18 protein-coding genes and 1 pseudogene are annotated in these 21,137 nt (G+C 43.2%); 8 read left to right on the top strand and 11 right to left on the bottom strand.

Annotated features, from left to right (window positions below):
- The first annotated feature begins 273 nt into the window (after window positions 1-273).
- Together F941_RS14300 and F941_RS14295 are read left to right on the top strand one after the other, a co-directional pair.
- A complete protein-coding gene (locus F941_RS14300; RefSeq protein WP_005012714.1) occupies window positions 274-2,076 on the top strand; it encodes an acyl-CoA dehydrogenase C-terminal domain-containing protein in 1,803 nt (600 codons plus the stop codon).
- 182 nt (window positions 2,077-2,258) lie between these two features.
- Window positions 2,259-4,040 carry an acyl-CoA dehydrogenase C-terminal domain-containing protein gene (locus F941_RS14295; protein ID WP_005012712.1) on the top strand — a complete coding sequence of 594 codons (1,782 nt, stop codon included), beginning with the start codon at window positions 2,259-2,261 and terminating at the stop codon, window positions 4,038-4,040.
- 63 nt (window positions 4,041-4,103) lie between these two features.
- Here F941_RS14295 and F941_RS14290 read toward each other — a convergent pair whose 3' ends face one another.
- The gene (locus F941_RS14290) at window positions 4,104-4,733 is read right to left on the bottom strand and encodes an FMN-binding negative transcriptional regulator (RefSeq protein WP_005012710.1); all 630 of its coding nucleotides are present in this window, start codon (window positions 4,731-4,733) and stop codon (window positions 4,104-4,106) included.
- Between the two features lie 147 nt (window positions 4,734-4,880).
- Between F941_RS14290 and F941_RS14285 the strand changes: the two genes are divergently transcribed.
- Window positions 4,881-5,378: a phosphate-starvation-inducible protein PsiE gene (locus F941_RS14285; protein ID WP_005012708.1), complete on the top strand. Its 498-nt coding sequence runs from the start codon at window positions 4,881-4,883 to the stop codon at window positions 5,376-5,378.
- A gap of 55 nt (window positions 5,379-5,433) precedes the next feature.
- On the opposite strand, the gene F941_RS14280 is transcribed toward F941_RS14285, so the two are convergent.
- Entirely contained in the window at window positions 5,434-5,874 is a 441-nt protein-coding gene (locus F941_RS14280; protein WP_005012707.1) for an RcnB family protein, read from the bottom strand.
- Between the two features lie 183 nt (window positions 5,875-6,057).
- Between F941_RS14280 and F941_RS14275 the strand changes: the two genes are divergently transcribed.
- On the top strand, window positions 6,058-6,516 hold the full coding sequence (locus tag F941_RS14275) for a hypothetical protein (RefSeq protein ID WP_005012705.1): 459 nt from the start codon (window positions 6,058-6,060) through the stop codon (window positions 6,514-6,516).
- Window positions 6,517-6,606: 90 nt separating this feature from the next.
- On the opposite strand, the gene F941_RS14270 is transcribed toward F941_RS14275, so the two are convergent.
- Window positions 6,607-8,070 carry a phospholipase D family protein gene (locus F941_RS14270; RefSeq protein WP_005012702.1) on the bottom strand — a complete coding sequence of 488 codons (1,464 nt, stop codon included), beginning with the start codon at window positions 8,068-8,070 and terminating at the stop codon, window positions 6,607-6,609.
- 103 nt (window positions 8,071-8,173) lie between these two features.
- On the bottom strand, window positions 8,174-10,285 hold the full coding sequence (znuD, locus tag F941_RS14265; RefSeq protein WP_005012701.1) for a zinc piracy TonB-dependent receptor ZnuD: 2,112 nt from the start codon (window positions 10,283-10,285) through the stop codon (window positions 8,174-8,176).
- 149 nt (window positions 10,286-10,434) lie between these two features.
- Between znuD and F941_RS14260 the strand changes: the two genes are divergently transcribed.
- The 4 genes and pseudogenes from F941_RS14260 (at window position 10,435) to F941_RS14245 (ending at window position 14,732) form a co-directional block, all read left to right on the top strand.
- A complete protein-coding gene (locus F941_RS14260; protein ID WP_005012699.1) occupies window positions 10,435-11,232 on the top strand; it encodes a DUF4184 family protein in 798 nt (265 codons plus the stop codon).
- A 141-nt stretch (window positions 11,233-11,373) separates the two neighbouring features.
- A complete protein-coding gene (gene aspS / locus F941_RS14255; protein ID WP_005012697.1) occupies window positions 11,374-13,158 on the top strand; it encodes an aspartate--tRNA ligase in 1,785 nt (594 codons plus the stop codon).
- A 323-nt stretch (window positions 13,159-13,481) separates the two neighbouring features.
- A pseudogene (locus F941_RS14250) lies at window positions 13,482-14,358 on the top strand (lysophospholipid acyltransferase family protein).
- 152 nt (window positions 14,359-14,510) lie between these two features.
- Window positions 14,511-14,732, top strand: coding sequence for a hypothetical protein (locus tag F941_RS14245; RefSeq protein WP_005012693.1), 222 nt, complete (start codon window positions 14,511-14,513; stop codon window positions 14,730-14,732).
- 44 nt (window positions 14,733-14,776) lie between these two features.
- On the opposite strand, the gene F941_RS14240 is transcribed toward F941_RS14245, so the two are convergent.
- From F941_RS14240 to F941_RS14210, 7 genes are all read right to left on the bottom strand, one after another.
- Window positions 14,777-15,724 (bottom strand): glycosyltransferase family 2 protein, encoded by a 948-nt coding sequence (locus tag F941_RS14240; protein WP_005012691.1) that lies wholly within the window; start codon window positions 15,722-15,724, stop codon window positions 14,777-14,779.
- Between the two features lie 75 nt (window positions 15,725-15,799).
- Complete coding sequence (locus F941_RS14235) at window positions 15,800-16,429, bottom strand: acetyltransferase (protein WP_005012687.1); 630 nt, start codon at window positions 16,427-16,429, stop codon at window positions 15,800-15,802.
- Window positions 16,426-17,526, bottom strand: a complete 1,101-nt coding sequence (locus F941_RS14230) for a DegT/DnrJ/EryC1/StrS family aminotransferase (protein WP_005012683.1) — start codon at window positions 17,524-17,526, stop codon at window positions 16,426-16,428. Before F941_RS14230 ends, F941_RS14235 begins: the two co-directional genes overlap by 4 nt.
- A gap of 2 nt (window positions 17,527-17,528) precedes the next feature.
- Window positions 17,529-18,407, bottom strand: a complete 879-nt coding sequence (gene rfbA, locus F941_RS14225) for a glucose-1-phosphate thymidylyltransferase RfbA (protein WP_005012681.1) — start codon at window positions 18,405-18,407, stop codon at window positions 17,529-17,531.
- Entirely contained in the window at window positions 18,407-19,465 is a 1,059-nt protein-coding gene (gene rfbB, locus F941_RS14220) for a dTDP-glucose 4,6-dehydratase (RefSeq protein ID WP_005012679.1), read from the bottom strand. The genes rfbA and rfbB overlap by 1 nt, the downstream gene beginning before the upstream one ends.
- A gap of 15 nt (window positions 19,466-19,480) precedes the next feature.
- Window positions 19,481-20,245 (bottom strand): glycosyltransferase family 25 protein, encoded by a 765-nt coding sequence (locus F941_RS14215; protein WP_005012677.1) that lies wholly within the window; start codon window positions 20,243-20,245, stop codon window positions 19,481-19,483.
- Window positions 20,246-20,292: 47 nt separating this feature from the next.
- The gene (locus F941_RS14210; protein WP_005012674.1) at window positions 20,293-21,063 is read right to left on the bottom strand and encodes a glycosyltransferase family 25 protein; all 771 of its coding nucleotides are present in this window, start codon (window positions 21,061-21,063) and stop codon (window positions 20,293-20,295) included.
- Between the last annotated feature and the right edge of the window lie 74 nt (window positions 21,064-21,137).

Below are 21,137 nucleotides of genomic sequence, written 5' to 3'. Positions count from 1 at the left end.
CGCTTTATGCGCCTTTTTTACTGGACATAACTTTTTACGTTTTTTGACTATTTGTGTCATTTCAATTCATCCAAAACCGTTTACACTCAAGACACTTAGCATTTTCAAGACATAAATCTTTGACTTTACAGTCACCAAGAAAACCCTTAGAAAAGCTTGTACCTTATTAGAAGATGTTGCACGATTAAGCCATTCCAATCCGTGTCAATGAAGACACGTTTTTTATGTTTCTTAGGATTATAAACTGGTTAAACCAGTATTGAGGAAACCGATATGCCACAATACAAAGCGCCCTTACGTGATATGCAATTCGTACTGCATGAGCTATTGAATGCAGAAGAGCACTATTCTAAATTGCCTGCATTTCAGGAAACCGTAAGCCGTGAATTGGTTGACCAATATTTAGAAGCTGCTGCTGACTTCTGTGAAAACGAATTGTCCCCAATCAACCAAAGCGGCGACCGCGAAGGCTGTACTTGGAATGATGGCGTGGTCACTACGCCGACAGGCTTTAAAGAAGCGTATCAAAAATATATCGAACTCGGTTTCCCGTCTCTTTCTGCTGAAGAACAGTACGGCGGTCAAGCTTTGCCTGTTTCGCTGGGCAACGTGATTTCAGAAATGGTCGGTACCGCGAACTGGTCTTGGGGCATGTACCCAGGCCTGTCACACGGCGCAGTGCGTACTTTAGAACATCATGGTTCTCAAGAACAAAAAGATGCCTACCTGCCGAATCTGGTTTCAGGTGTTTGGACAGGCACAATGTGCTTAACCGAATCTCATGCAGGTTCTGACCTCGGCATTATCCGTTCAAAAGCTGAACCGCAAGCGGACGGCAGCTATGCCATTACTGGTGAGAAAATCTTTATCTCTGCCGGTGAACATGACATGGCGGAGAACATTGTTCACATTGTACTTGCCCGTCTTCCTGGCGCGCCTAAAGGCACCAAGGGGATTTCGCTATTCATCGTGCCGAAATTCAATTTAAATGCTGACGGCACCATTGGCGAGCGCAATGCTGTACGCTGCGGTTCAATTGAACACAAAATGGGGATTCACGGCAACGCAACCTGCGTCATTAACTTTGACAATGCAAAAGGCTTCCTGATCGGACCTGAAAACCGCGGCCTAAACTGCATGTTCACGTTCATGAACACTGCGCGTATCGGCACAGCTGTTCAAGGCTTATCAGCTTCTGAAGGCGCCTTCCAAGGTGCGCTTGCATATGCAAAAGACCGTTTGGCGATGCGTTCACTTTCTGGCCCGAAAGCGCCTGAAAAAGATGCAGATCCGATTATTGTTCACCCTGCTGTGCGCAACATGCTGTTGACGCAAAAATCATTTGCGGAAGGCGCGCGCGCATTAGTTTACCTGCTGTCTTTTCATGCAGATATCGTAGAGCAAGGCGCAACGGAAGAAGAACGCAAAGCATCGGACAACATTTTGTCATTGCTGACCCCAATTGCTAAAGCATTCTTGACTGAAACAGGTTCTGAATCTGCGAAGCACGGCGTTCAAGTGTTTGGCGGCCACGGCTTTATTTCAGAGCACGGCATGGAGCAAATCGTACGTGATACACGCATCTCTTGCTTGTACGAAGGCACTACTGAAATTCAAGCGCTTGACTTGTTAGGCCGTAAAGTTTTGGGCACTCAAGGGGCAATGCTGAAGGACTTCACTAAGATTATTCACAAATTCTGCGATGCAAACAAAGACAACGCTGCCATGAAAGAATTTGTTGAACCGCTTGCTGCTCTGAATAAAGAGTGGGGTGAGTTAACCATGCAAATTGGCATGAAAGCAATGCAAAATCCGGAAGAAGTCGGCGCTGCTGCAGTCGATTACCTCTACTTCTCTGGCTATGTAACCCTTGCCTACCTTTGGGCGCGCATGGCGCTTGTGGCGCAGGAAACACTGGCTGCAGGCACCACTGACGTTAATTTCTACAACGCAAAAACCACGACTGCACGCTTCTACTTCAAGAAAATCCTGCCTCGCGTTCGCTCACATGTTGACGTGATTGCAGGCGGTGTAGAGCCGTTGATGTCTTTAGATGCGGAACATTTCGCATTCTAAGCTGAATATCTGAACAATATTCAAAAAACTGTACTCAACAGTGCAGAAATAGAGAAAGGACGGTCATAGCTTTGGCAGTCCTTTTTCTTTATAAAGATATCAAAATTTAACTTTCCGCTGTCTGACAGCATGAAGTTTCATGTATTAGACCGAATTGAATCAAACAATAAACAGGTGACACTATGCCAATTTATAACGCGCCTCTTGCTGATATGAAGTTCATCTTGAATGATGTTTTTAATGCAGAAAAGTTCTGGCAAGCCAATGAAAACCTTGCGCATGTCGATGCCGCCACTGCTGAAGCAATTCTTGAAGAAATGGCGAAGTTTGCTCAAAATGTGACTCATCCGCTGAACCGTACGGGCGATGAAGAAGGCGCAACATACAGCGATGGCAATGTAACCACACCTGCTGGCTTTAAAGAAGCGTTTAAGCAATATGCGGAAGGCGGCTGGATTGGCTTGGCGGCTGACGAAGAATGGGGCGGCCAAGGCATGCCGAAAATGCTGACCGTGCTTGCAGACGAAATGCTGTTCGCAACCAACCCATCATTCATGCTCTACCCGCTGCTTTCTGTCGGTGCAGGCATGGCCTTAAACAGCTATGCATCGCAAGAGCAAAAAGAAACTTACCTGCCAAAAATTTATTCAGGTGAATGGTCAGGCACCATGTGCTTAACGGAACCGCATGCAGGTACAGACTTAGGCATTATTAAAACCAAAGCTGAACGCAATGAAGACGGCACCTATAATATTACAGGCACCAAAATCTTTATTACCGGCGGTGACCACGATCTTGCTGAAAACATTATTCACCTTGTTTTAGCCAAAACACCGGATGCGCCTGCGGGTTCACGCGGTATTTCATTATTCATCGTGCCGAAATTCCTTGTCAATGCTGACGGTTCTTTAGGTGAACGCAATGCGGCTGGCCCAGGTTCAATTGAACACAAGATGGGCATCAAAGCGTCTGCAACTTGCGTGATGAACTTTGACGGCGCCAAAGGCTACTTGGTGGGTAAAGAGAATGAAGGCCTGGCAGCCATGTTCGTAATGATGAACTACGAACGCCTGTCGATGGGGATTCAAGGCCTAGGCGCTTCTGAATTTGCCTACCAAAATGCGGCGCAGTACGCGACAGACCGCCTGCAGGGCCGCAGCGCGTCTGGTGTGCAATCGCCTGCTAAGCCTGCGGACAGCATTTTGGTTCATGGCGATGTACGCCGCATGCTATTGAATGCCCGTGCCAACAATGAAGCGTCACGCGCATTTGCCGTGTATGTCGGCCAGCAGCTGGACATCACCAAGTTCTCTACAGATGCTGAAGCGGTAAAAAAAGCCAATGACCGCGTTGCATTGCTTACGCCAATTGCGAAAGCATATTTGACAGACACCGCTTTTGACGCAGTGATTGATGCACAGATGGTCTTTGGCGGCCACGGCTTTATCCGTGAATGGGGCATGGAACAGTGTGTTCGCGATCTGCGTATTGCGCAAATTTACGAAGGCACCAATGGTGTTCAGTCACAGGATTTAATCGGCCGTAAGACCATTAAGTGCAATGGCGAATTTATTGCGGAATATATTCAGGAAATCCGTGATTTCACCAACGGCTTAGATGCTGACCTAAACTTTATTAAAGATGCGACTTTAGATGCAGCGGCTGAAGTAGAGTCGGTAACGCAGTATGTATTGTCTGCAGCGCGTGAAAACATCGAGTTCTCTAACTCTGCAGCGGTAGATTACCTGCATGCTGTCGGCCTATTGAGCTTCTCTTATATGTTTGCCCGCATTGCCAATGCAGCGAAAGATAAAGACGGCGAGTTCTATCAAAACAAACTGTCGCTTGCCTTGTACTTTGTACAGCGCATTCTGCCTGAATTGGCAATGCGCATTACCAAAATAAAAGCTGGCCCAGAAGTCATCATGAACTTCTCTGAAGATTACTTCACCAATCAGGCTTAATTTTCATCCAAGTCTGCGAAGTTAAAAAACGCCCGATACGTCGGGCGTTTTTTAACGGTATGATTATTCCTTTGGGTAAAACTTCCTCACCGACTCCGCCATTTCAGGATTTGACGTTTCCAAAGCCTTCGCTACCCTTTCAGCATCTGCAGCGCTTCGATTTTGACTGACCTTAAACTTGCCGATGATTGAAGCGATTTCAATCTCAATTGCAACAATCTTCTCTAATTGCTCTGCTATAAAATCATTTGGCGCATCGCCCATTTTCCACGGCACAGGCTGAGCGGCTTCATGCTGGCGGGTCAATCGCGCCAAAATCCCGCGCAAATGTTTTTCATCCGTGACTTTACGGATCATGCCTTTGACATGCACCACACGGTAATTCCACGTCGGCACGACTCGGTGATGCTCCTGTTTACCCGCATACCAATTTGGAGAAATGTAGGCTTGATCGGCATGAAAAATCACATAAGCCGATAGCGCATTTTCCAGCAAAGCAGATAAGGGATTGGCTTTGGCAATATGTCCTCGAAGCATCCCCTTTGCGCCTGCTGAACGGTCCAGTTCCAGCGGAATATGATTGGCTTCAATTTCACCCTCATGCACCACCATCACACTGGCGAATGGATTCGCTTCAATGCAGTCAAAAAGCTCAGTTAAATTTTCCTGCTGAAAATGCGCGGGCAAATACATTTTTTATTCTCAAGACTGGTAAAACCACAACAACATAACATTAAAAAACATGATTTTTATATCAAAAAAACATCTTTTCCTATTCATGTGCATGAAATTTGCTTATGTTTAAATGAATGAGAACCGTAAAGAAAAATAGGAGGAAACATGACCCACCGTGATCCCAAGATAGAAAAAATTGAAACCCTCCTCGACCGTTTTGGCAATATTGCCGTAGAAAGCTTTCACTACATCGCATTATTTATTATTGGCTGTATGGTCATTTGGTCTGCGGGCCATACCGTGTTTGAAATATTGACGGTGAAACAGTTCGCAACCATTGATGATATTCTTCTGCTGTTTATTTATTTAGAGCTCGGCGCGATGGTGGGCATCTATTTTAAAACCAACCATATGCCTGTGCGCTTCCTGATCTATATTGCCATTACCGCCCTGACCCGCCTGCTGATTTCAGACATTCAGCACGATCATAAAGCCGATATGGATCTGGTGATTATTACCGGCTCGATTTTAATTTTAGCCGTCGCTATTTTGATTGTCCGCTATGCGTCATGGACATTCCCATCGGTGATCCGTGACAAGCATTCAGACAAACCGCTTCCAGAAGGCAAAACCCCGCGCCCGCAGGATGATGAGCTTGCTTAGAATCTGACAGTTCCCTCTCCTTTTAGGAGAGGGTTAGGGAGAGGTTATAAAAAACTTAACGGTTCGGCACCAAAACATAACGGCCATTTTCAAAAATCCAGTACATGCCGGTAGGCGGCGCAGGCAGCCCGATACGGCGCCAATCCGTAATGACCGACTGCGTAGAGCTTTCAATATGCGCCACATTCGGGTCTCCATTCACCCAGCTGTAGCTTTGAGAGTTTTGAATAATGGTCGTTGGCGCCTGATAGTGAATGCTGACGCCATTATTGATTTGCGGAGGATAGGGCCGGTTTGGGTAAGGCGGCCGGCCCGGATACGGGCGGTTCGGATAGTTTGGACGGTCATTCGGGTAGCCATTTTGATGAAATGGCGGGCGGTGCTGCTTTGAAGTATCCACACCGCGGTAATTCCCCCATTGATTTTCCGCCATCGCTGAAGCGGATGCACCTAAGAACATTAAGCAGCCGGCAGCCCATGCAATTGTTGCTTTCATGCGGAACTCCAAACACAGTATTTATGCTTTATTTTACTCCCCAGTTTAAGATAGAAAGTGAATAAAAATCCAGCGAATGCAAAGTTTTGTAAAGCAGCGAAATACTCTGTTCATCGGCGCAGACAAATTAAGAAATGCAATGGCTTATGCTAGAATGCCATTTTTGTTACTGAGTCATCCATTGTGGCAGAACTGAGTTTTGATCGGCTGTATGAATATTTCTGCAAGCTTCCAAGTGTGCAGAAGAATTTAATTGATGCTTATGGCACCGATGGCCAAAAGGCCTGGTGGTTCAAATTTCAAATTAATATTGAACACCCGCTGGCATGGCAAACCGTGCAGGAATTGGGGCATGTCCTGAATTACATCTCTAAAAATGAACGCCTGCCGACACAATTTTTGCCCGTTTCACCGCCGCCCTATATGAATGGTGAAGCCAAAGAGTTTCTGGCTTGGGTCATTCAATGCAACCATGCCGATTTCCCGCCAGACGTGGTCTGTGACTGGCTCGAAGCGCGCCTGCCCAATCCAGTGGAAGATGAAAGTAAATGGAAAATCAAAACCGATTTGCATGAACTGGACAAAATCAGCGACAAAGATTTAGATCAGATGTTGCCGCCCAATCCTGAGCCGAAGAATTAAGAAATTGCTGAATACACCTCTCCCTAACCCTCTCCTGAAAGGAGAGGGAACTCCTTCTCCCTTTGGGCGAAGGTTGGGATGAGGGAAAAATTAAAACGTCGACAGCCCGCTCCACTCCATAAAGCGGTACAGCGCATATTTCAGCTTCGATTCGTCGGCATATTTAGGATATGGCACACTGATTTGACGGCTATTCAAATTCGCCCATGAGCTGTCAAAATACTGCTGCGCATCTTTAAACACCGCATCTTGAGGCTTGCCGAGCACCCGGAAATCTGTTTCCAAATTATAGTTTTTCAGATTGCGGGCAGTAAAGTTGGCCGAGCCTAAAATCAATTCCGCCTGCTGCGCGCCCGTTTTCAAAATCATTTTGCTGTGGCACTGTTCGCCCCGAGTATCGCACCAGCGTACCGCTACACCAGCATCATTCAGCTCTGACGCCACCTGACGGTTCGGAATGCCATTTTTTTGACGGCCAAACGCATCTTTATTCGGGTCCAGCAGCACGCGGACATTGACACCGCGTTGATGCGCAGCGATCAGGCCTTTGACAATTTTGCGTTCTGACAGATAGAACATGGCCAAATCAATCTGCTCTGTGGGCTGCGCAGAATCAATTAATTTCAATACGGCATCATAAATGGCCTTTTCAGTCAGCACCTGCACTTGCGGCTGATCTTTTGCATCCTCAAACTCCCCCATAATCACCACAGGCATACTGGCTTTGGACATGATGCCGACAGACTGCTCCGTTTTTAGCACATCAATGGCGGTATTGCCCGTCACTGTCAGCGCCACATTGGAATGGCGCGAACTGCCGTCATGCGGATTCATCGACGTGACTAAGGTTTTCCAGCCTTCTGCAGTATCCACCACGATGCTCTTGCGGTGATTGGCTTTGAAATTAAACAAATCCATATAGCTGCGGACAGTAATTTTTTCACGGCCAAAGGGGTTCGGCAGCCAGCCTTTTTCAGCATTGTTGCCAACGCCCTGACAGCATAAATACCAAAAGCCAGACCATGCGGGATTTGAGGCGCGCAGTGGCGTTAAATCAGTTTCAATGACATCAATGCCAGCTTGGCGCAGCTGATGATACTGTTCAGCGTATACCCCGCCATAAACGGAATTGATCGGGTCGGTAATAAATTTGATTTCGATATTCGGATTGTATTTGCGTTTTTCAATCAGCGCATCCGTCAATTGCTGCATCAGCGCCTGATGCTTAATTTTAGAATTTCCAACTTCCTGATTAAACAGGAACATATCCAGTACAATTGTGGTCTGCGCCTGATCAATCAAACTCAGCATCTGCTTGAAAATCTGCTGATCGAGCCGCTGCTTGCCTTCGGCATCCAGATAGCTTTGATCCGCGGTAAACTGCACCTTGGCATGCCTCAATTTGCCTGTGTAATTCAAACCCTCCGGCAAGGGCTTATAGACCTGATAAATTGCAGAAGAAAGATAGCCCAGGGCCAGTAAACCAATCACAACACCAAAGTATTGGCGGCGTGACCAATTTAACTTGCTGTGAATTCGCTCAATAATACGCATAATAAAAAACCTAATCCAATGAGCTCAGACTAGGTTTTATCATGCGAATTTTCAAGAGGATTTCTGTGATTTGGCCTGCGGCTGCAAGCCAAATCAAGAAGACTTAGAAACCCAATTCAACGCCTACGCTAAAGTTTCGGCCGATTTGAGGGATATTCGATAAGAAAGACGCATGTGAATAGACCTGATCATCCAGCAGGTTGTTGGCGTTGAAATACACGCGGTAATCATTGCCCTTCGCATATTGCCCAGCATAGGACAGGCCCACATTCACCATATTGTAGCCTTGCGTTTCCTGCTCATAGTCAGCAAATTTATCCTGCTGAAAGACATGATAATATTCCGCCATGCCGGTCCAGCCATCGGCAAAGCCGGCATTGACTTTTGTGCCTAAGCGCCCTGCAGGCACGCGCGGCGCATTGGCGCCGTCAATTTTGCCGCGCACATAATCGCCGAATAAGCCGATTTTATACATCTCATTCACTTGATAGCCGGTTTCCGCTTCCAGGCCGTAAAATTTGGCTTTATCCTGGGTGTAATCGACTAAACGGAAATTGTCATGCTGGTCAGTCGTGGCTGCATAAATGTAGCTGTCATACCAGTTATGGTAGACATGCACGTGATAATCCAATTTGTCCGCTTCATAGTGCAGGCCCAGCTCGAGATTATTGGATTTTTCCGCACCCAGATTTTCATTGCCGCGCTCATAAGTATTGGTGGCAAAGTGCTTGCCGTTGGCGTACAGCTCCTGTGCCAAAGGCAAGCGTTCTTGATGCGATGCGACAAATGACAATTTATAATCTGGCGCAAAGGCCCAATTCACAGCGCCTGAATAGGAAATCGCATAATCGCTAAAATCTTTTTGCGTTGAATCAATATCAATTTTCTGCTGATCCGCACGGGCGCCTAATTCCACATGAAAATCGCCGATTTGCTTATGCTCTAGCCCGAATACGCTCCACTTTTCTGTGGTATTGGGGTTCATCAATGACTCTTCACCCGTAATATTGAGCTTTTGACGGTTATACTGCGCGCCAATCACGCCTTCCCAATCTGCAATTGGATTATGCACCAACTCTAAACGCGCATCATAACCTTGGCTTTTAAAGGTGGTCATGACTTCGCTTTCTTCAACTTCATCATGCTTATAGTCGGTAAAGCTGGCGTGCGCGCGCAGCTTTTGAAAGCCTTTAAACGGTTCCGCCAGTTCGGTGCGCAGGTCATAGCGTTCAGATTTTAAATCGACCCATGGCCCGCCATGCTCTTCCTCATCATGGTCATGATCATGGACACCGCCTGCAGCATGCGCATGACAATCCAGTTCATCGCCATGCGGATGGCAGTTTTCATATTCATGGCTATGGCCCGGCAAACCGTATTGATCTTCCCGGCGGCTGTAAGACAGGCCGACAAAACCGCGGTCATGAATCCATGAACCGCCAATATTCACGGTTTGCCCTTCTGCAAAAGTATTGTCTACACGCTGCTCCGGCACCTGCTCGACATGTTCTTCGATCACGCCATTGCCCAAATCATGTTCATGTGAATGCGTATGCACATAATCCGGCGCAATGTAATTATTGGCTTTGCGCTTTGATCCTTCAACACGGATTGCAAACTGATCGCCTAAGGCTGCCGTTACACCTGCACTCGCCAGCTTTTCATCATTGCCCGAGTTATAGCGCAGCCCTGCCTGGCCTTCATAGCCTTGGTCCGGCATGTGCGTTGGAATTTTCTGATCCGTGACATTCACCAAACCGCCGACACTGCCGGCGCCATACAGCAGTGTCGATGGGCCGCGGATAATCTCCACTTGCTTGGCCAAAATCGGATCTACGGTCACGGCATGGTCTGGCGACAGCGCAGAGACATCTGCGGTTTCTGAAGCATGCTGCAGCACTTTAACCCGCGGGCCATCCTGACCGCGGATCACGGGGCGGCTGGATCCCGCACCAAATTGATTAGAAGCCACACCCAATTCACCCGCCAAAGCATCGCCAATGGTTGCTGGCCGCTCAGCTAATTTTTTTTGACTGACAATACTGTCTGCAACTGCAAAATCCGCTGCGGTCTGCTCTAGCGGATGCGCCTGCACATGAATGGTTTCCAGCTGCTGCGCTTGAGCCTGAGCATTATCTGCAAAAGCAAAAGGCGCTGTGGCCATAAGAATGGATGCAGTGATTAAATTTTTTTTAAAGATATTTTCAAAGGACATGGACAGGGCTCAAACAGGCTGCTTCTTAAATTAATGTTATAATATAACATTTCATTAATTTTGCAATAAAAAACATTCCCCAGAACCTGCATCGATTACACTGCTGAGCTGACTGCTCACTCAAATCCTCAGGATTCATTTTTAAATCAATGCCTTTTACCATTTCTCATGCTGTTCTTGCGCCGCCGCTGTCCAAGCTGACAGGCGGCCGCTTGCCAATATCCGCCTTAGCGATTGGGACAATGGCGCCTGATCTGTTCCGCTTATTTACCAATGCTGATTATGACGGCTCACATCAGTGGTCGGGTTTAATCTTTCCGAACCTCATGCTGGGAATGATTTTATGTTTGCTGTGGTATGTCCTGTACCGCCCAATGCTGTTCGCTTTTTCTGGCCTAAACAAACCGCTCAAAATTTACGGCTTAAATCAGTTTTGCGGTTTTATCATCAGCCTCATCGTGGCGCTGCTTGTGGGCACATCCACACACCTGATTTGGGATGGCCTGACGCATGTCGATTTTCGCACCTTTGCATTTAAAGATATTCTGATGCAGCCGATTCATCTCTTTCAGCACACTTATCCCCTGCACCGTGTACTGCAGATTGGAATGTCCGCGCTGGCGCTTCCAATTTTAGCCTGGATGATCTACCGCCATCACTTGCATTACCGCAGCCCGTCGGCGGTACATCGCAATATCAAAATTTATGTCCATGCTTTGTCTGCACTGTCACTGCTGGCGGGCCTTGCCAGTTATTTCTATTTTGCTGAAAGTATGTATTCAGAGGCATTCGTGCATGATTTATATGCCTATGTCGGCAAATCTATTAATTATTTTTTCCGCGCATTTTTGGGCATGTTTACAGCAGGCAGCCTTATTTTCGCTATCCTAAAAGCAACGACAAATATTTTTCAAAGCCATCCCGATAACTTGCATGCAAACAGATAAAAGCGGGTAATTATAGTATTTTAAACGGAAGTCCTTGTGACAAAATGCCCAAAAAGAGGCATAATCTTCCCCTTTATATAAAAGCGGTACGCTGTTTACGTATACGCTGACCTTAACCCATATAGTTGGATTTCTAACGCTATGATGCGAACTCATTACTGCGGTTCTTTAACCGAAGCTCAAATTGACCAAACCGTTACATTATGCGGTTGGGTTCACCGTCGCCGTGACCACGGTGGTGTAATCTTCCTTGACATGCGTGACCGTGACGGCCTTGTGCAAGTGGTTATCGATCCAGATACCCCAGAAGCTTTTGCAACAGCTGACAAATCACGTTCAGAATTCGTATTAAAAATTACAGGCCGTGTGCGCCGCCGTTACGAAGGCACTGAAAACGCAAATATTACCAGCGGTCAAATCGAAGTGCTTGGTAAAGATATTGAAGTTCTTGCCGCTTCTGAAACTCCGCCATTCCCATTGAATGACGAAAATACCAATATTTCTGAAGAAGTGCGCCTGAAATACCGTTTCCTCGATATTCGTCGTCCAGAAATGCTTGATCGCTTACGTTTCCGTTCTAAATTGACCAACCTGATTCGCAACTACTTCGAAGACAATGGTTTCTTAGACGTTGAAACTCCGATCTTGACGCGTGCGACTCCTGAAGGCGCACGTGACTATTTAGTGCCAAGCCGTGTATCTAACGGCAGCTTCTATGCGCTTCCGCAATCACCGCAGCTGTTCAAACAGTTGTTAATGGTGGGCGGTATTGACCGTTATTACCAAATTGCTAAATGTTTCCGTGACGAAGATTTACGTGCGGACCGTCAGCCTGAATTTACTCAAATCGACGTTGAAACATCGTTCATGAGTGACGATGACATTATGGATTTGATGGAACGTTTAACTGTGAAGATGTTCAAAGAACTTCTTAACGTTGACTTCGATAAATTCCCACGCATGACGTATAACGACGCAATGCGTGATTATGCATCTGACAAACCGGATATGCGTATTCCGTTGAAATTGGTTGACGTTGCAGACATGATGCAAGACGTTGAATTCAAAGTCTTCGCAGGCCCTGCAAAAGATCCTAAAGGCCGTATTGTTGCGCTTCGTGTACCAGGCGCAGGTGCGCTTCCACGCAGCCAAATTGACGAATATACAAAATTTGTTGGTATCTACGGTGCGAAAGGTTTGGCTTACATCAAAGTCAACGAACTTGAAAAAGGCATTGAAGGCCTTCAATCTCCAATCGTTAAATTCATCGAGCCAATCGTACTTGATTTATTGAAACGTGTTGGCGCTGAAAATGGCGACATCGTATTCTTCGGTGCAGATAAAGCGAAAGTTGTAAACGATGCAATGGGTGCTTTACGTATCAAAGTCGGTCACGACATGAAACTTGCAACTTGCGAGTGGGCGCCGCTTTGGGTTGTTGACTTCCCAATGTTTGAAGAAACTGATGATGGTAAATGGACATCTGTGCATCACCCATTCACGCTGCCAAAATCTAGCGTTGAAGAAGTGAAAAACAATCCAGGCGCTGCGCTTTCAGTTGCTTATGACATGGTATTGAATGGTACTGAAGTGGGCGGCGGTTCACTGCGTATCTTCAACTTAGAAATGCAGCAAGCTATTTTTGCGGCATTGGGTATTTCTGAAGAAGAAGCAGAAGAAAAATTCAGCTTCTTGTTGAATGCCTTACGTTACGGTGCGCCTCCGCATGGCGGTTTGGCATTTGGTCTGGATCGTTTAGTCATGTTAATGACTGGCGCGACTTCAATCCGTGACGTGATTGCATTCCCGAAAACCAAGACTGCGGAATGTCCTTTAACTCAAGCGCCTGCGCCAGTTGAACCAAATCAATTGCGTGATCTTGGTATTCGTTTACGTGAAAAGCCAAAAGCGGAAGAAGCTAAATAATATTTAGCTGCTTAGTTGCTGATATGAAAACCCTGCCATCGCGCAGGGTTTTTTTTATCACAAAGCTAAATATTATTTTGAAAGACATTCCCTGCTTGATATATACACTGTTAGCAATTTTGATAATGCTAAATTTATAATCTGCACTATGATGCATTCCGCAGTATATCTTTGCGCATATATTTTATATGGATTTAACTTTTTAGTTTTGCGCTTAAGATGCTTATCTTTTTGGGATTTTTTTCGGTCTTAGATGATTCAGTCTCTTGCTAAAATTGCCGCCAGCTCCATCATTATTCAAATGACAGGGTCAAATAAAGCCAATGTACTTCCTTCTCAAACTGGTTTCACTTTTACCCTTGTGGCTTTTACAGGCAATGGCCCACTTTGCTGCATTCATTCTTTATAGCTTCAATTCATCCATTCAGCGCATTACCGAAATTAATATTCAGCTCGCCTATCCGGAGCTCAGCAAAGATGAGCAATCCGAACTGATCCGTAAAAGCATTGAAAGCCAGTGTCTGACCTACATTGAGTTTGTGAAATGCTGGGGCATGCCGCCGCGGTACAGCCTGAATTTATTAAAAAATGTTTATGGAGAATCTGTTTTCAAAGATGCTTTGGCCAATAAAAAAGGCGTGATTGTTGTGGTGCCGCATTTTGGCTGCTGGGAACTGCTGAATGCCTGGCTGAATCTTTATGCACAGCCGATGATCATGTATAAACCCGACAAAATTAAAGGGAGTTAACCGCTACTTGCTGGAAGCGCGCCAAAAGTTCAACGCAACTTTAGTGCCGACAGATGAAACAGGCATCCGCGCTATTTTTAAGCATCTTAAACAAGGCGGTTTAACCGTTATTTTACCTGATCATTTACCCAAAGCTTCTGGCGGCATCCCTTCTAATTTTTTTGGCCAAAAGACCTTATCAACCACACTAGTTTCCAAACTTGCCAGTAAAACCCAATGCAATATCATTGGCTTAAGCTGTATACGCAATAAGGATTTATCCAGTTATGATGTGCATTGCACGCGCTTATCTGATGATATTTTATCTAAAGATTTACAGGTTTCTGTTGATGCGCTGAACACGGCTATGCAAAACATAATCAATCAGGCTCCGGAACAGTATATCTGGTCTTACAAGCGCTTTAGAAATTGCTATGGCGATATTAATGTTTACAACCAGACTAAGCTTTAAATCCAATGATTAAATTTAAAATGCATGCGGCATGGGCTGACTAAAAAACTATTAATTAATTGAATTTAATTGGATTATTCTTATTCAATTGAGAACCGTTTTCAACAGTGGCATAATAGCCACCACTTTCCACTTTGCTGTGAATCTCCCCTATGGCTATGCGTCCTGAAGTTCGCCGTCGTGCAATTGTCTTAATTATTTTTGCTGTCGTGCAATGGGTTTTTATGCGCTACATCGTAGACAATCAGCTGTTCAATTTAACCACCTATAACCGTATCTTAATTTTCTGCGTCAGCAGCTTGGGCGGCGCATTGCTGATCTTTGTGGGATTGATTTATATGGTGTTAAAAGGCAATGCGGATAAGGAAGAATAACTTCTTTCTTATCTATTATGGCTACCTCCTAAAATTACACTCTATTATATATCTAACCGTTTATCAGACTTCATTTGAGAATAAATCGATTTTGGCAGCACGGTTAATAGCAGTAAGAGAAATTGACGGCTTGAAAATATTTTAATATTAATAGATTTTTTAATTAATAAACAGAAAACAGCATAATCGCTACCGGTGTAAAGGAATTTTCTCGCATAGTTTAATAATTCTTTTGCATATATTTTTCTAAATTTATCTATTTGGGCTGTTTCTGAATATATAGTCAGACCTTTATCGAATGCACGTATAACTCCTAACGGTAAAATTGGATTAATAGACTTCCCAATACGGCTTATACCCACATCAACTCGATATGCGCCTAATATCTCATTAAGGTGGTATATCTTCCCTTTTAATGCTTGTTCAATATGTAATTCAATATCAAGAAACTTCTCATGTAGATTATCCCAATAAACTTCATTAAGGTCATTTCTAAACATTTTAGAAGAATGCGCAAAAAATGGCAGCTGTGCATATAAATCAAATAGCTCATATTTTTTTTGTGGATAAAGCCAGTTCCCTTTTGACTGGCTTGTGCAATCCACCAACTCACTAGAATGTGAACATATTTGACAATCTATATTAGATTCTAAAATATCATATTGTTTTTGTAACTTATCAGGAAATGCATAGTCATCACCATCCATATGCGCAATATATATCCCTTGAGCTAATTGATAAGTACTTTTTAAATTTTCATGCGGACCTAAATTATGTTCATTAAAAATAGGGCGAATTAAATATGGATACTTTTCAGAGTATTCTGTGATAATTTTTCTACTTGTATCTGTTGAACAATCATCCGAAACGATAATTTCAAAATTAAAATTGGTTTGTTGCGTGACTAAACTTTTTAAACATTCTGCTAAATATTTTTCTTGATTATATACAACGACACAAACAGAAACTTTTATTTCATTTAATTGATTCATAATTTTAAACTTACGGTTCTAGGATTTTCGCATCTCAATTTAGATAAACATATGAATAGATTAATCGAATATACGTTAATCTATAATCTTTAATAGTTTAGCTGGGTTTCCCACCATAATATGGTTTTTTTCGACATTTTTAGTCAAAACAGCCCCCATACCAATCATAGCCCCTTTATCAATCACTAATTTCTCTCTAATAGTACTATTAGCACCTACTTCAGCCAAATCACAGATTTTTACGTCTCCTGATATAGAAACATTAGGCGCAATAGTGACAAAATTATCGACAGAAACTCCGTGAGATAAAGTTGAATTAATATTTACGATACAATGCTGGCCTATATTAACATTAACTGTTAATATAGCCCCTGCACAAATCATAGCACCACTCCCAATTATAATATTTTCTCCTAAAATAACTGTAGGATCAATTAAAGTTGCAAATTGATATTTTTTAGAAGAAAAAAAAGTATCAATTATCTTTTTTCTAGCTCGAGGATTGCCTATTGCTATAATAAACTCACAATCTAAATAATTATCACTTTCCTCAATTTTACCTAATACTTTCTCACCCAAAATATACTTTTCTTGTTTTTCTGGAGTATTATCAAGAAAACCTCTTATTTTCCTGCCACATCGGCGAGCTAACCAAACCATTTCAACCCCATGGCCCCCCGCTCCAACAATTATAATATCCTTCACTTTATATCCTTAATAAGATCAGTAATGAATTTACATTCATTTAAAGCCAATGTCGGATACATGGGCAAACAAAGCACTCGTTTAGACAAATTTTTAGCATTTGGCATATCACGTTGATATGATTTATAAATTTCCAAGTCTGTCATAATTGGATAAAAATACTTTCGGGCAAAAATATTCTGTTTTTTGAGCTCACAGAATAACTCATCACGGCTTAAGGGATAAGGTTCAGTTATAATAATTGGAAAATACGCATAATTATCTTTTTCAGCTAGAGTACGCTGAATGCATGCTATGCCTTCAATGCCTTCCAGCTGTTCACGGTAATACTCATCTATATTTTTGCGCGCAAGTAATGTTTTATCTATGGACTTAAGCTGAAGCAATCCTAAGGCAGCATGTACTTCACTCAGCTTTCCATTGAGAGAAATATCTTCAATTGTTGTTTCATCAACAATACCAAAATTTTTCAACCGATCTATTCGCTGCTTCATTTCAGCACTATGACAAATTATTGCACCACCTTCAAAGGTATTGAATACTTTTGTTGCATGAAAACTAATAACACTCGCATCGCCATAATTTAATAAACTTTGCCCTTGATGCTTTACACCAAAAGCATGTGCCGCATCATATATAAGTTTCAAATTATGCTGATTCGCTATCTTCTGCAATGCATTTACATCACACGGAATGCCATAGCAATGCACTGGCATAATCGCAACTGTTTTTCCCGTTATGGCTTCCTCAACTTTAGCAGGATCAATATTTGATGTATTAGGATCAATATCTACAAAAACAGGGGTAAGCTTATTCCAAACAATTGAATGTGCTGTTGCAACAAATGTATAAGGCGTCGTAATGACTTCGCCTTCTGTCAAATTCAAGGCCTGCAGAGCGGTGACAAGAGCAATTGTTCCATTATTGAATAATGAAATGTAATCCACACCCAAATAATCACATAACTCGCTTTCAAGCTGTTGATGCAGCGGACCACAATTAGTCAAAACTTTATTTTTCCAAATTTGTTCTAAAAAAGGAATAAATTCTTCAAGCTCAGGTAGCGAAGGCTGAGTTACATATATCGGATTGCGCATTTTTAATCATCTACCAAAGAAATCAAATACTGGCCATAATCATTTTTACTCATGCTTTGGCCAATTGCCAAAATCTGTTCTTTACTTAGCCAGCCTTGATTAAATGCAATTTCTTCTAAGCATGCGACTTTATAGCCTTGGCGCTTTTCCAAAGTTTCCACAAATTGCGCCGCTTCCAGCAAACTGCTGTGCGTGCCGGTATCCAGCCAGGCAAAACCGCGCCCGAGCAGTTCAACATTTAAATCGCCGCGCTCCAGATACATTTGGTTCACCGTGGTAATTTCCAGTTCACCGCGGTCTGAGGGCTTCACCTGTTTTGCAATTTCAATCACGTCATTATCGTAAAAATACAGGCCTGTAACTGCAAAATTAGACTTAGGATGCTTTGGTTTTTCTTCCAGAGACACCGCACGGTGCTGTTCATCAAACTCAACCACGCCAAAACGCTCAGGATCTTTTACTTGGTAGCCAAATACAGTTGCGCCTTGTCCACGCGCAACCGCTTGCTTCAGCATTGGGGTAAAGCCTTGACCGTAAAAAATATTATCGCCAAGCACCAAGCAGACATTGCTGCCGCCAATAAATTCTTCACCAAGTATAAAAGCTTGAGCTAAACCGTCTGGACTCGGCTGAACCGCATATTGCAGGCGGATGCCCAATTGCGAGCCATCGCCCAGCAAACGTTCAAAACTGTCTTTATCTTCAGGTGTTGTAATAATGAGGACATCCTGAATACCTGCCAGCATTAGCACAGACAGCGGATAATAAATCATCGGCTTATCATAAATTGGCAAAAGCTGCTTAGATACGCCTTTAGTAATCGGATATAAACGTGTTCCTGAACCGCCTGCGAGGATGATTCCTTTTGTTTTTATTGACATTATGATTGCACACCTAATCGTTCACGCTGATAGCTGCCGTCCTGTACGCGTCGGCACCACTGTAAATTATTCAAATACCACTGCACGGTTTTACGCAGACCGGTTTCAAAGGTTTCTTCGGGTTTCCAGCCTAATTCTTTGGCAATTTTGGAAGCATCGATTGCATAGCGCAAGTCATGCCCTGGGCGGTCTGTTACATAGGTAATGAATGATGCATAGGAAAGCTGATCTGCCCGCGGCTGCAATTCATCCAGCAACGCGCAAATGGTTTGTACGACTTCAATATTCTGCTTTTCGTTATGCCCGCCAATATTATACGTTTCACCGACCTGTCCCTGCGAGGCAACGCGGTAGAGTGCGCGTGCATGGTCTTCCACAAAGAGCCAGTCCCGGATTTGCTGGCCATTGCCATAGACTGGCAAAGCCTTGCCTTCTAAAGCATTCAGAATCATCAGCGGAATCAATTTTTCCGGGAAATGATATGGCCCGTAATTATTTGAACAATTGGTCACAATCACCGGCAAGCCGTAAGTCCGGTGCCAGGCGCGCACCAAATGATCTGAACTGGCTTTGCTGGCCGAATATGGCGAACTTGGCGCATAGGAAGTCGTTTCGGTAAATAAATCTTCTGTGCCTTCTAAATCGCCATACACTTCATCAGTTGAAATATGATGAAAGCGGAAACTGTTTTTCTTATCAGCTTCCAGCGGCATCCAATATTTGCGCAGGACTTCCAGCAGGGTATAAGTGCCGACGATATTGGTTTGGATAAATTCGGCTGGACCGTCGATTGAACGGTCGACATGTGATTCAGCGGCTAGATGCATGACAATATCTGGCTGAAAGCCTGAAACGGCTTGTTCTAATGCTGCTGCATCACAGATGTCTATTTGTTGAAAAGAGTAGCGCGCATTATTTTCTACGCCTATAAGAGACTCTAAATTGCCTGCATAAGTCAGTTTATCAATATTTAAAACTTCATCTTCTGTTTGATTAATTATATAACGAATGACAGCAGATCCAATAAAGCCTGCGCCGCCAGTAATTAAGTATTTCATTCTTTCTCAACCATTTTAATCATGATATTTTTGAAGGCGTAATCGTGCAAGCTTATTAATTAACTGTAAATATAAACTCGGTTGAGCTTTATTCTGTTTAATCCCTTTAACTTTTACGCGCTCTTGTTCAATATAACTATTCGACTGGTCACTCACAATTTCAGGATGATCAAACAAATATGTCGCATATAAATGCGGTACATTGTCTAAAGCTGATAAATCTCCCCAATGATCACAACCATGCGGAGGCTGATGATATTCAACTAAAATTCTAGCCATGTCACGATCTAGTATATATGCATAAGTAGAAGATAAATTTTTATAATAATAAGGATGGATGGCCAGTACATTCTTTCCCAAAAGCTTATTTTCTATTAACATCCCTTTTACTTTTTCACTGAATGAAAGTTGAATCCCACCTAGGCTTAGTAAAAAACTTGGAGCCAAGTTTAATTTAAGCATTTCCTGCTCTAACTGTTCTAATGAAAAATCATACTTTTGGATCGCATCATCTTCAAAAAAAACAGCATATTGCTGATCGGTTTCTAAAAAGTGTTCCATTGCCTGAACATGAGATAATGTGCAACCAAGTTCTGCCGGAGATAAAGGTCTTTCTCTATTGGCGACAGCTAATTTAAAATATTGCGTTGTCGGTAAATCCGCACCTTTTACGCCAAAAACATGAAAAGATAAGTTATTTTGCTTAAAAATATTCTGAGCAAAAAAAGCCTGTAAACGCTGGCTTTTTTTATTTTCAATACTAATTAAATACTTTTCCAAAATATTCCTCATTTATTTTTAATAATGCAATCATGCATATTAAGAAATCAATATCCGCTTTTCTTATAGCGCGTTGTTACTAGTTTAATTAAATTTTTAGGCCAAAATTTACCATAGTTGCTCTGCGGCAAGTCCGGCGTATTCACTCGCTCATTTTCAATTTTACTGATTAATTCATCAGTTTCACCTACAGCCAATGGCGGATGATCTACAATATGTGTCATCAAAATATGTGTTGTAGGATCAAAATCATATAAATACCCCCAATCATCTGCTTTCCGAATACGCGCATTGTACTTAAGCAAGGTTTCTGCCATTTTTCGGTCTACAATATATGCAAAAGCAGCACAAACCCGATGAAAATAGTGAGGCGTGACTTCTAAAACATTTTGATTAAATAGCTTTTGGTCTCTAATCTTTCCTCGCACTTTTAAAGACTCTTTCATCTGAATTCCGCCAAGACTCAATAATAAATTATTTGGCAAACTAGATTTTTTTAATTCTTGCTCTAATTGCCCAAACGTCAAATCATGTGGAATTAATGCATCATCTTCTAAAATAAAAGCGTATTCATCAGTCGTTTCTAAAAAAGCCTTTAACGCAGCCATATGTGACATTGAACAGCCTAATTCACTGGGAGAGAGCGGCTCTGAGCGGCCTTTGACGGCCATTTCAAAATACTGCTTTACCGGGATATCCCCTCCTTTTACCCCAACTTTTGTATAAGGAACAGCACCTTGCTGAAAAAAAGGCTGTGTTATAAAGTTATTCAATCGAAGGGACTCATCCTCCTCAATACTTATCACAAAAATTTTCATCAATATCGGCCCGCATAAACTATATAAATGATATCTAATGTAGAATCATATGGATAGTTAGTTATTTATAATTT

The organism is Acinetobacter bouvetii DSM 14964 = CIP 107468, assembly GCF_000368865.1.
GTDB lineage: Bacteria > Pseudomonadota > Gammaproteobacteria > Pseudomonadales > Moraxellaceae > Acinetobacter > Acinetobacter bouvetii.
The sequence above is the reverse complement of the archived record's forward strand: the minus strand, read 5'-3'. Positions and strand labels throughout refer to the sequence as shown.

Bases quoted from the DNA above. Each gene is read 5' to 3' on its own strand.
- F941_RS14300 (WP_005012714.1), top strand. From the start codon at position 274: ATGCCACAATACAAAGCGCCCTTACGTGATATGCAATTCGTACTGCAT.
- F941_RS14295 (WP_005012712.1), top strand. From the start codon at position 2,259: ATGCCAATTTATAACGCGCCTCTTGCTGATATGAAGTTCATCTTGAAT.
- F941_RS14290 (WP_005012710.1), bottom strand. From the start codon at position 4,733: ATGTATTTGCCCGCGCATTTTCAGCAGGAAAATTTAACTGAGCTTTTT.
- F941_RS14285 (WP_005012708.1), top strand. From the start codon at position 4,881: ATGACCCACCGTGATCCCAAGATAGAAAAAATTGAAACCCTCCTCGAC.
- F941_RS14280 (WP_005012707.1), bottom strand. From the start codon at position 5,874: ATGAAAGCAACAATTGCATGGGCTGCCGGCTGCTTAATGTTCTTAGGT.
- F941_RS14270 (WP_005012702.1), bottom strand. From the start codon at position 8,070: ATGCGTATTATTGAGCGAATTCACAGCAAGTTAAATTGGTCACGCCGC.
- znuD (WP_005012701.1), bottom strand. From the start codon at position 10,285: ATGTCCTTTGAAAATATCTTTAAAAAAAATTTAATCACTGCATCCATT.
- F941_RS14260 (WP_005012699.1), top strand. From the start codon at position 10,435: ATGCCTTTTACCATTTCTCATGCTGTTCTTGCGCCGCCGCTGTCCAAG.
- aspS (WP_005012697.1), top strand. From the start codon at position 11,374: ATGATGCGAACTCATTACTGCGGTTCTTTAACCGAAGCTCAAATTGAC.
- F941_RS14245 (WP_005012693.1), top strand. From the start codon at position 14,511: ATGGCTATGCGTCCTGAAGTTCGCCGTCGTGCAATTGTCTTAATTATT.
- F941_RS14240 (WP_005012691.1), bottom strand. From the start codon at position 15,724: ATGAATCAATTAAATGAAATAAAAGTTTCTGTTTGTGTCGTTGTATAT.
- F941_RS14230 (WP_005012683.1), bottom strand. From the start codon at position 17,526: ATGCGCAATCCGATATATGTAACTCAGCCTTCGCTACCTGAGCTTGAA.
- rfbA (WP_005012681.1), bottom strand. From the start codon at position 18,407: ATGTCAATAAAAACAAAAGGAATCATCCTCGCAGGCGGTTCAGGAACA.
- rfbB (WP_005012679.1), bottom strand. From the start codon at position 19,465: ATGAAATACTTAATTACTGGCGGCGCAGGCTTTATTGGATCTGCTGTC.
- F941_RS14210 (WP_005012674.1), bottom strand. From the start codon at position 21,063: ATGAAAATTTTTGTGATAAGTATTGAGGAGGATGAGTCCCTTCGATTG.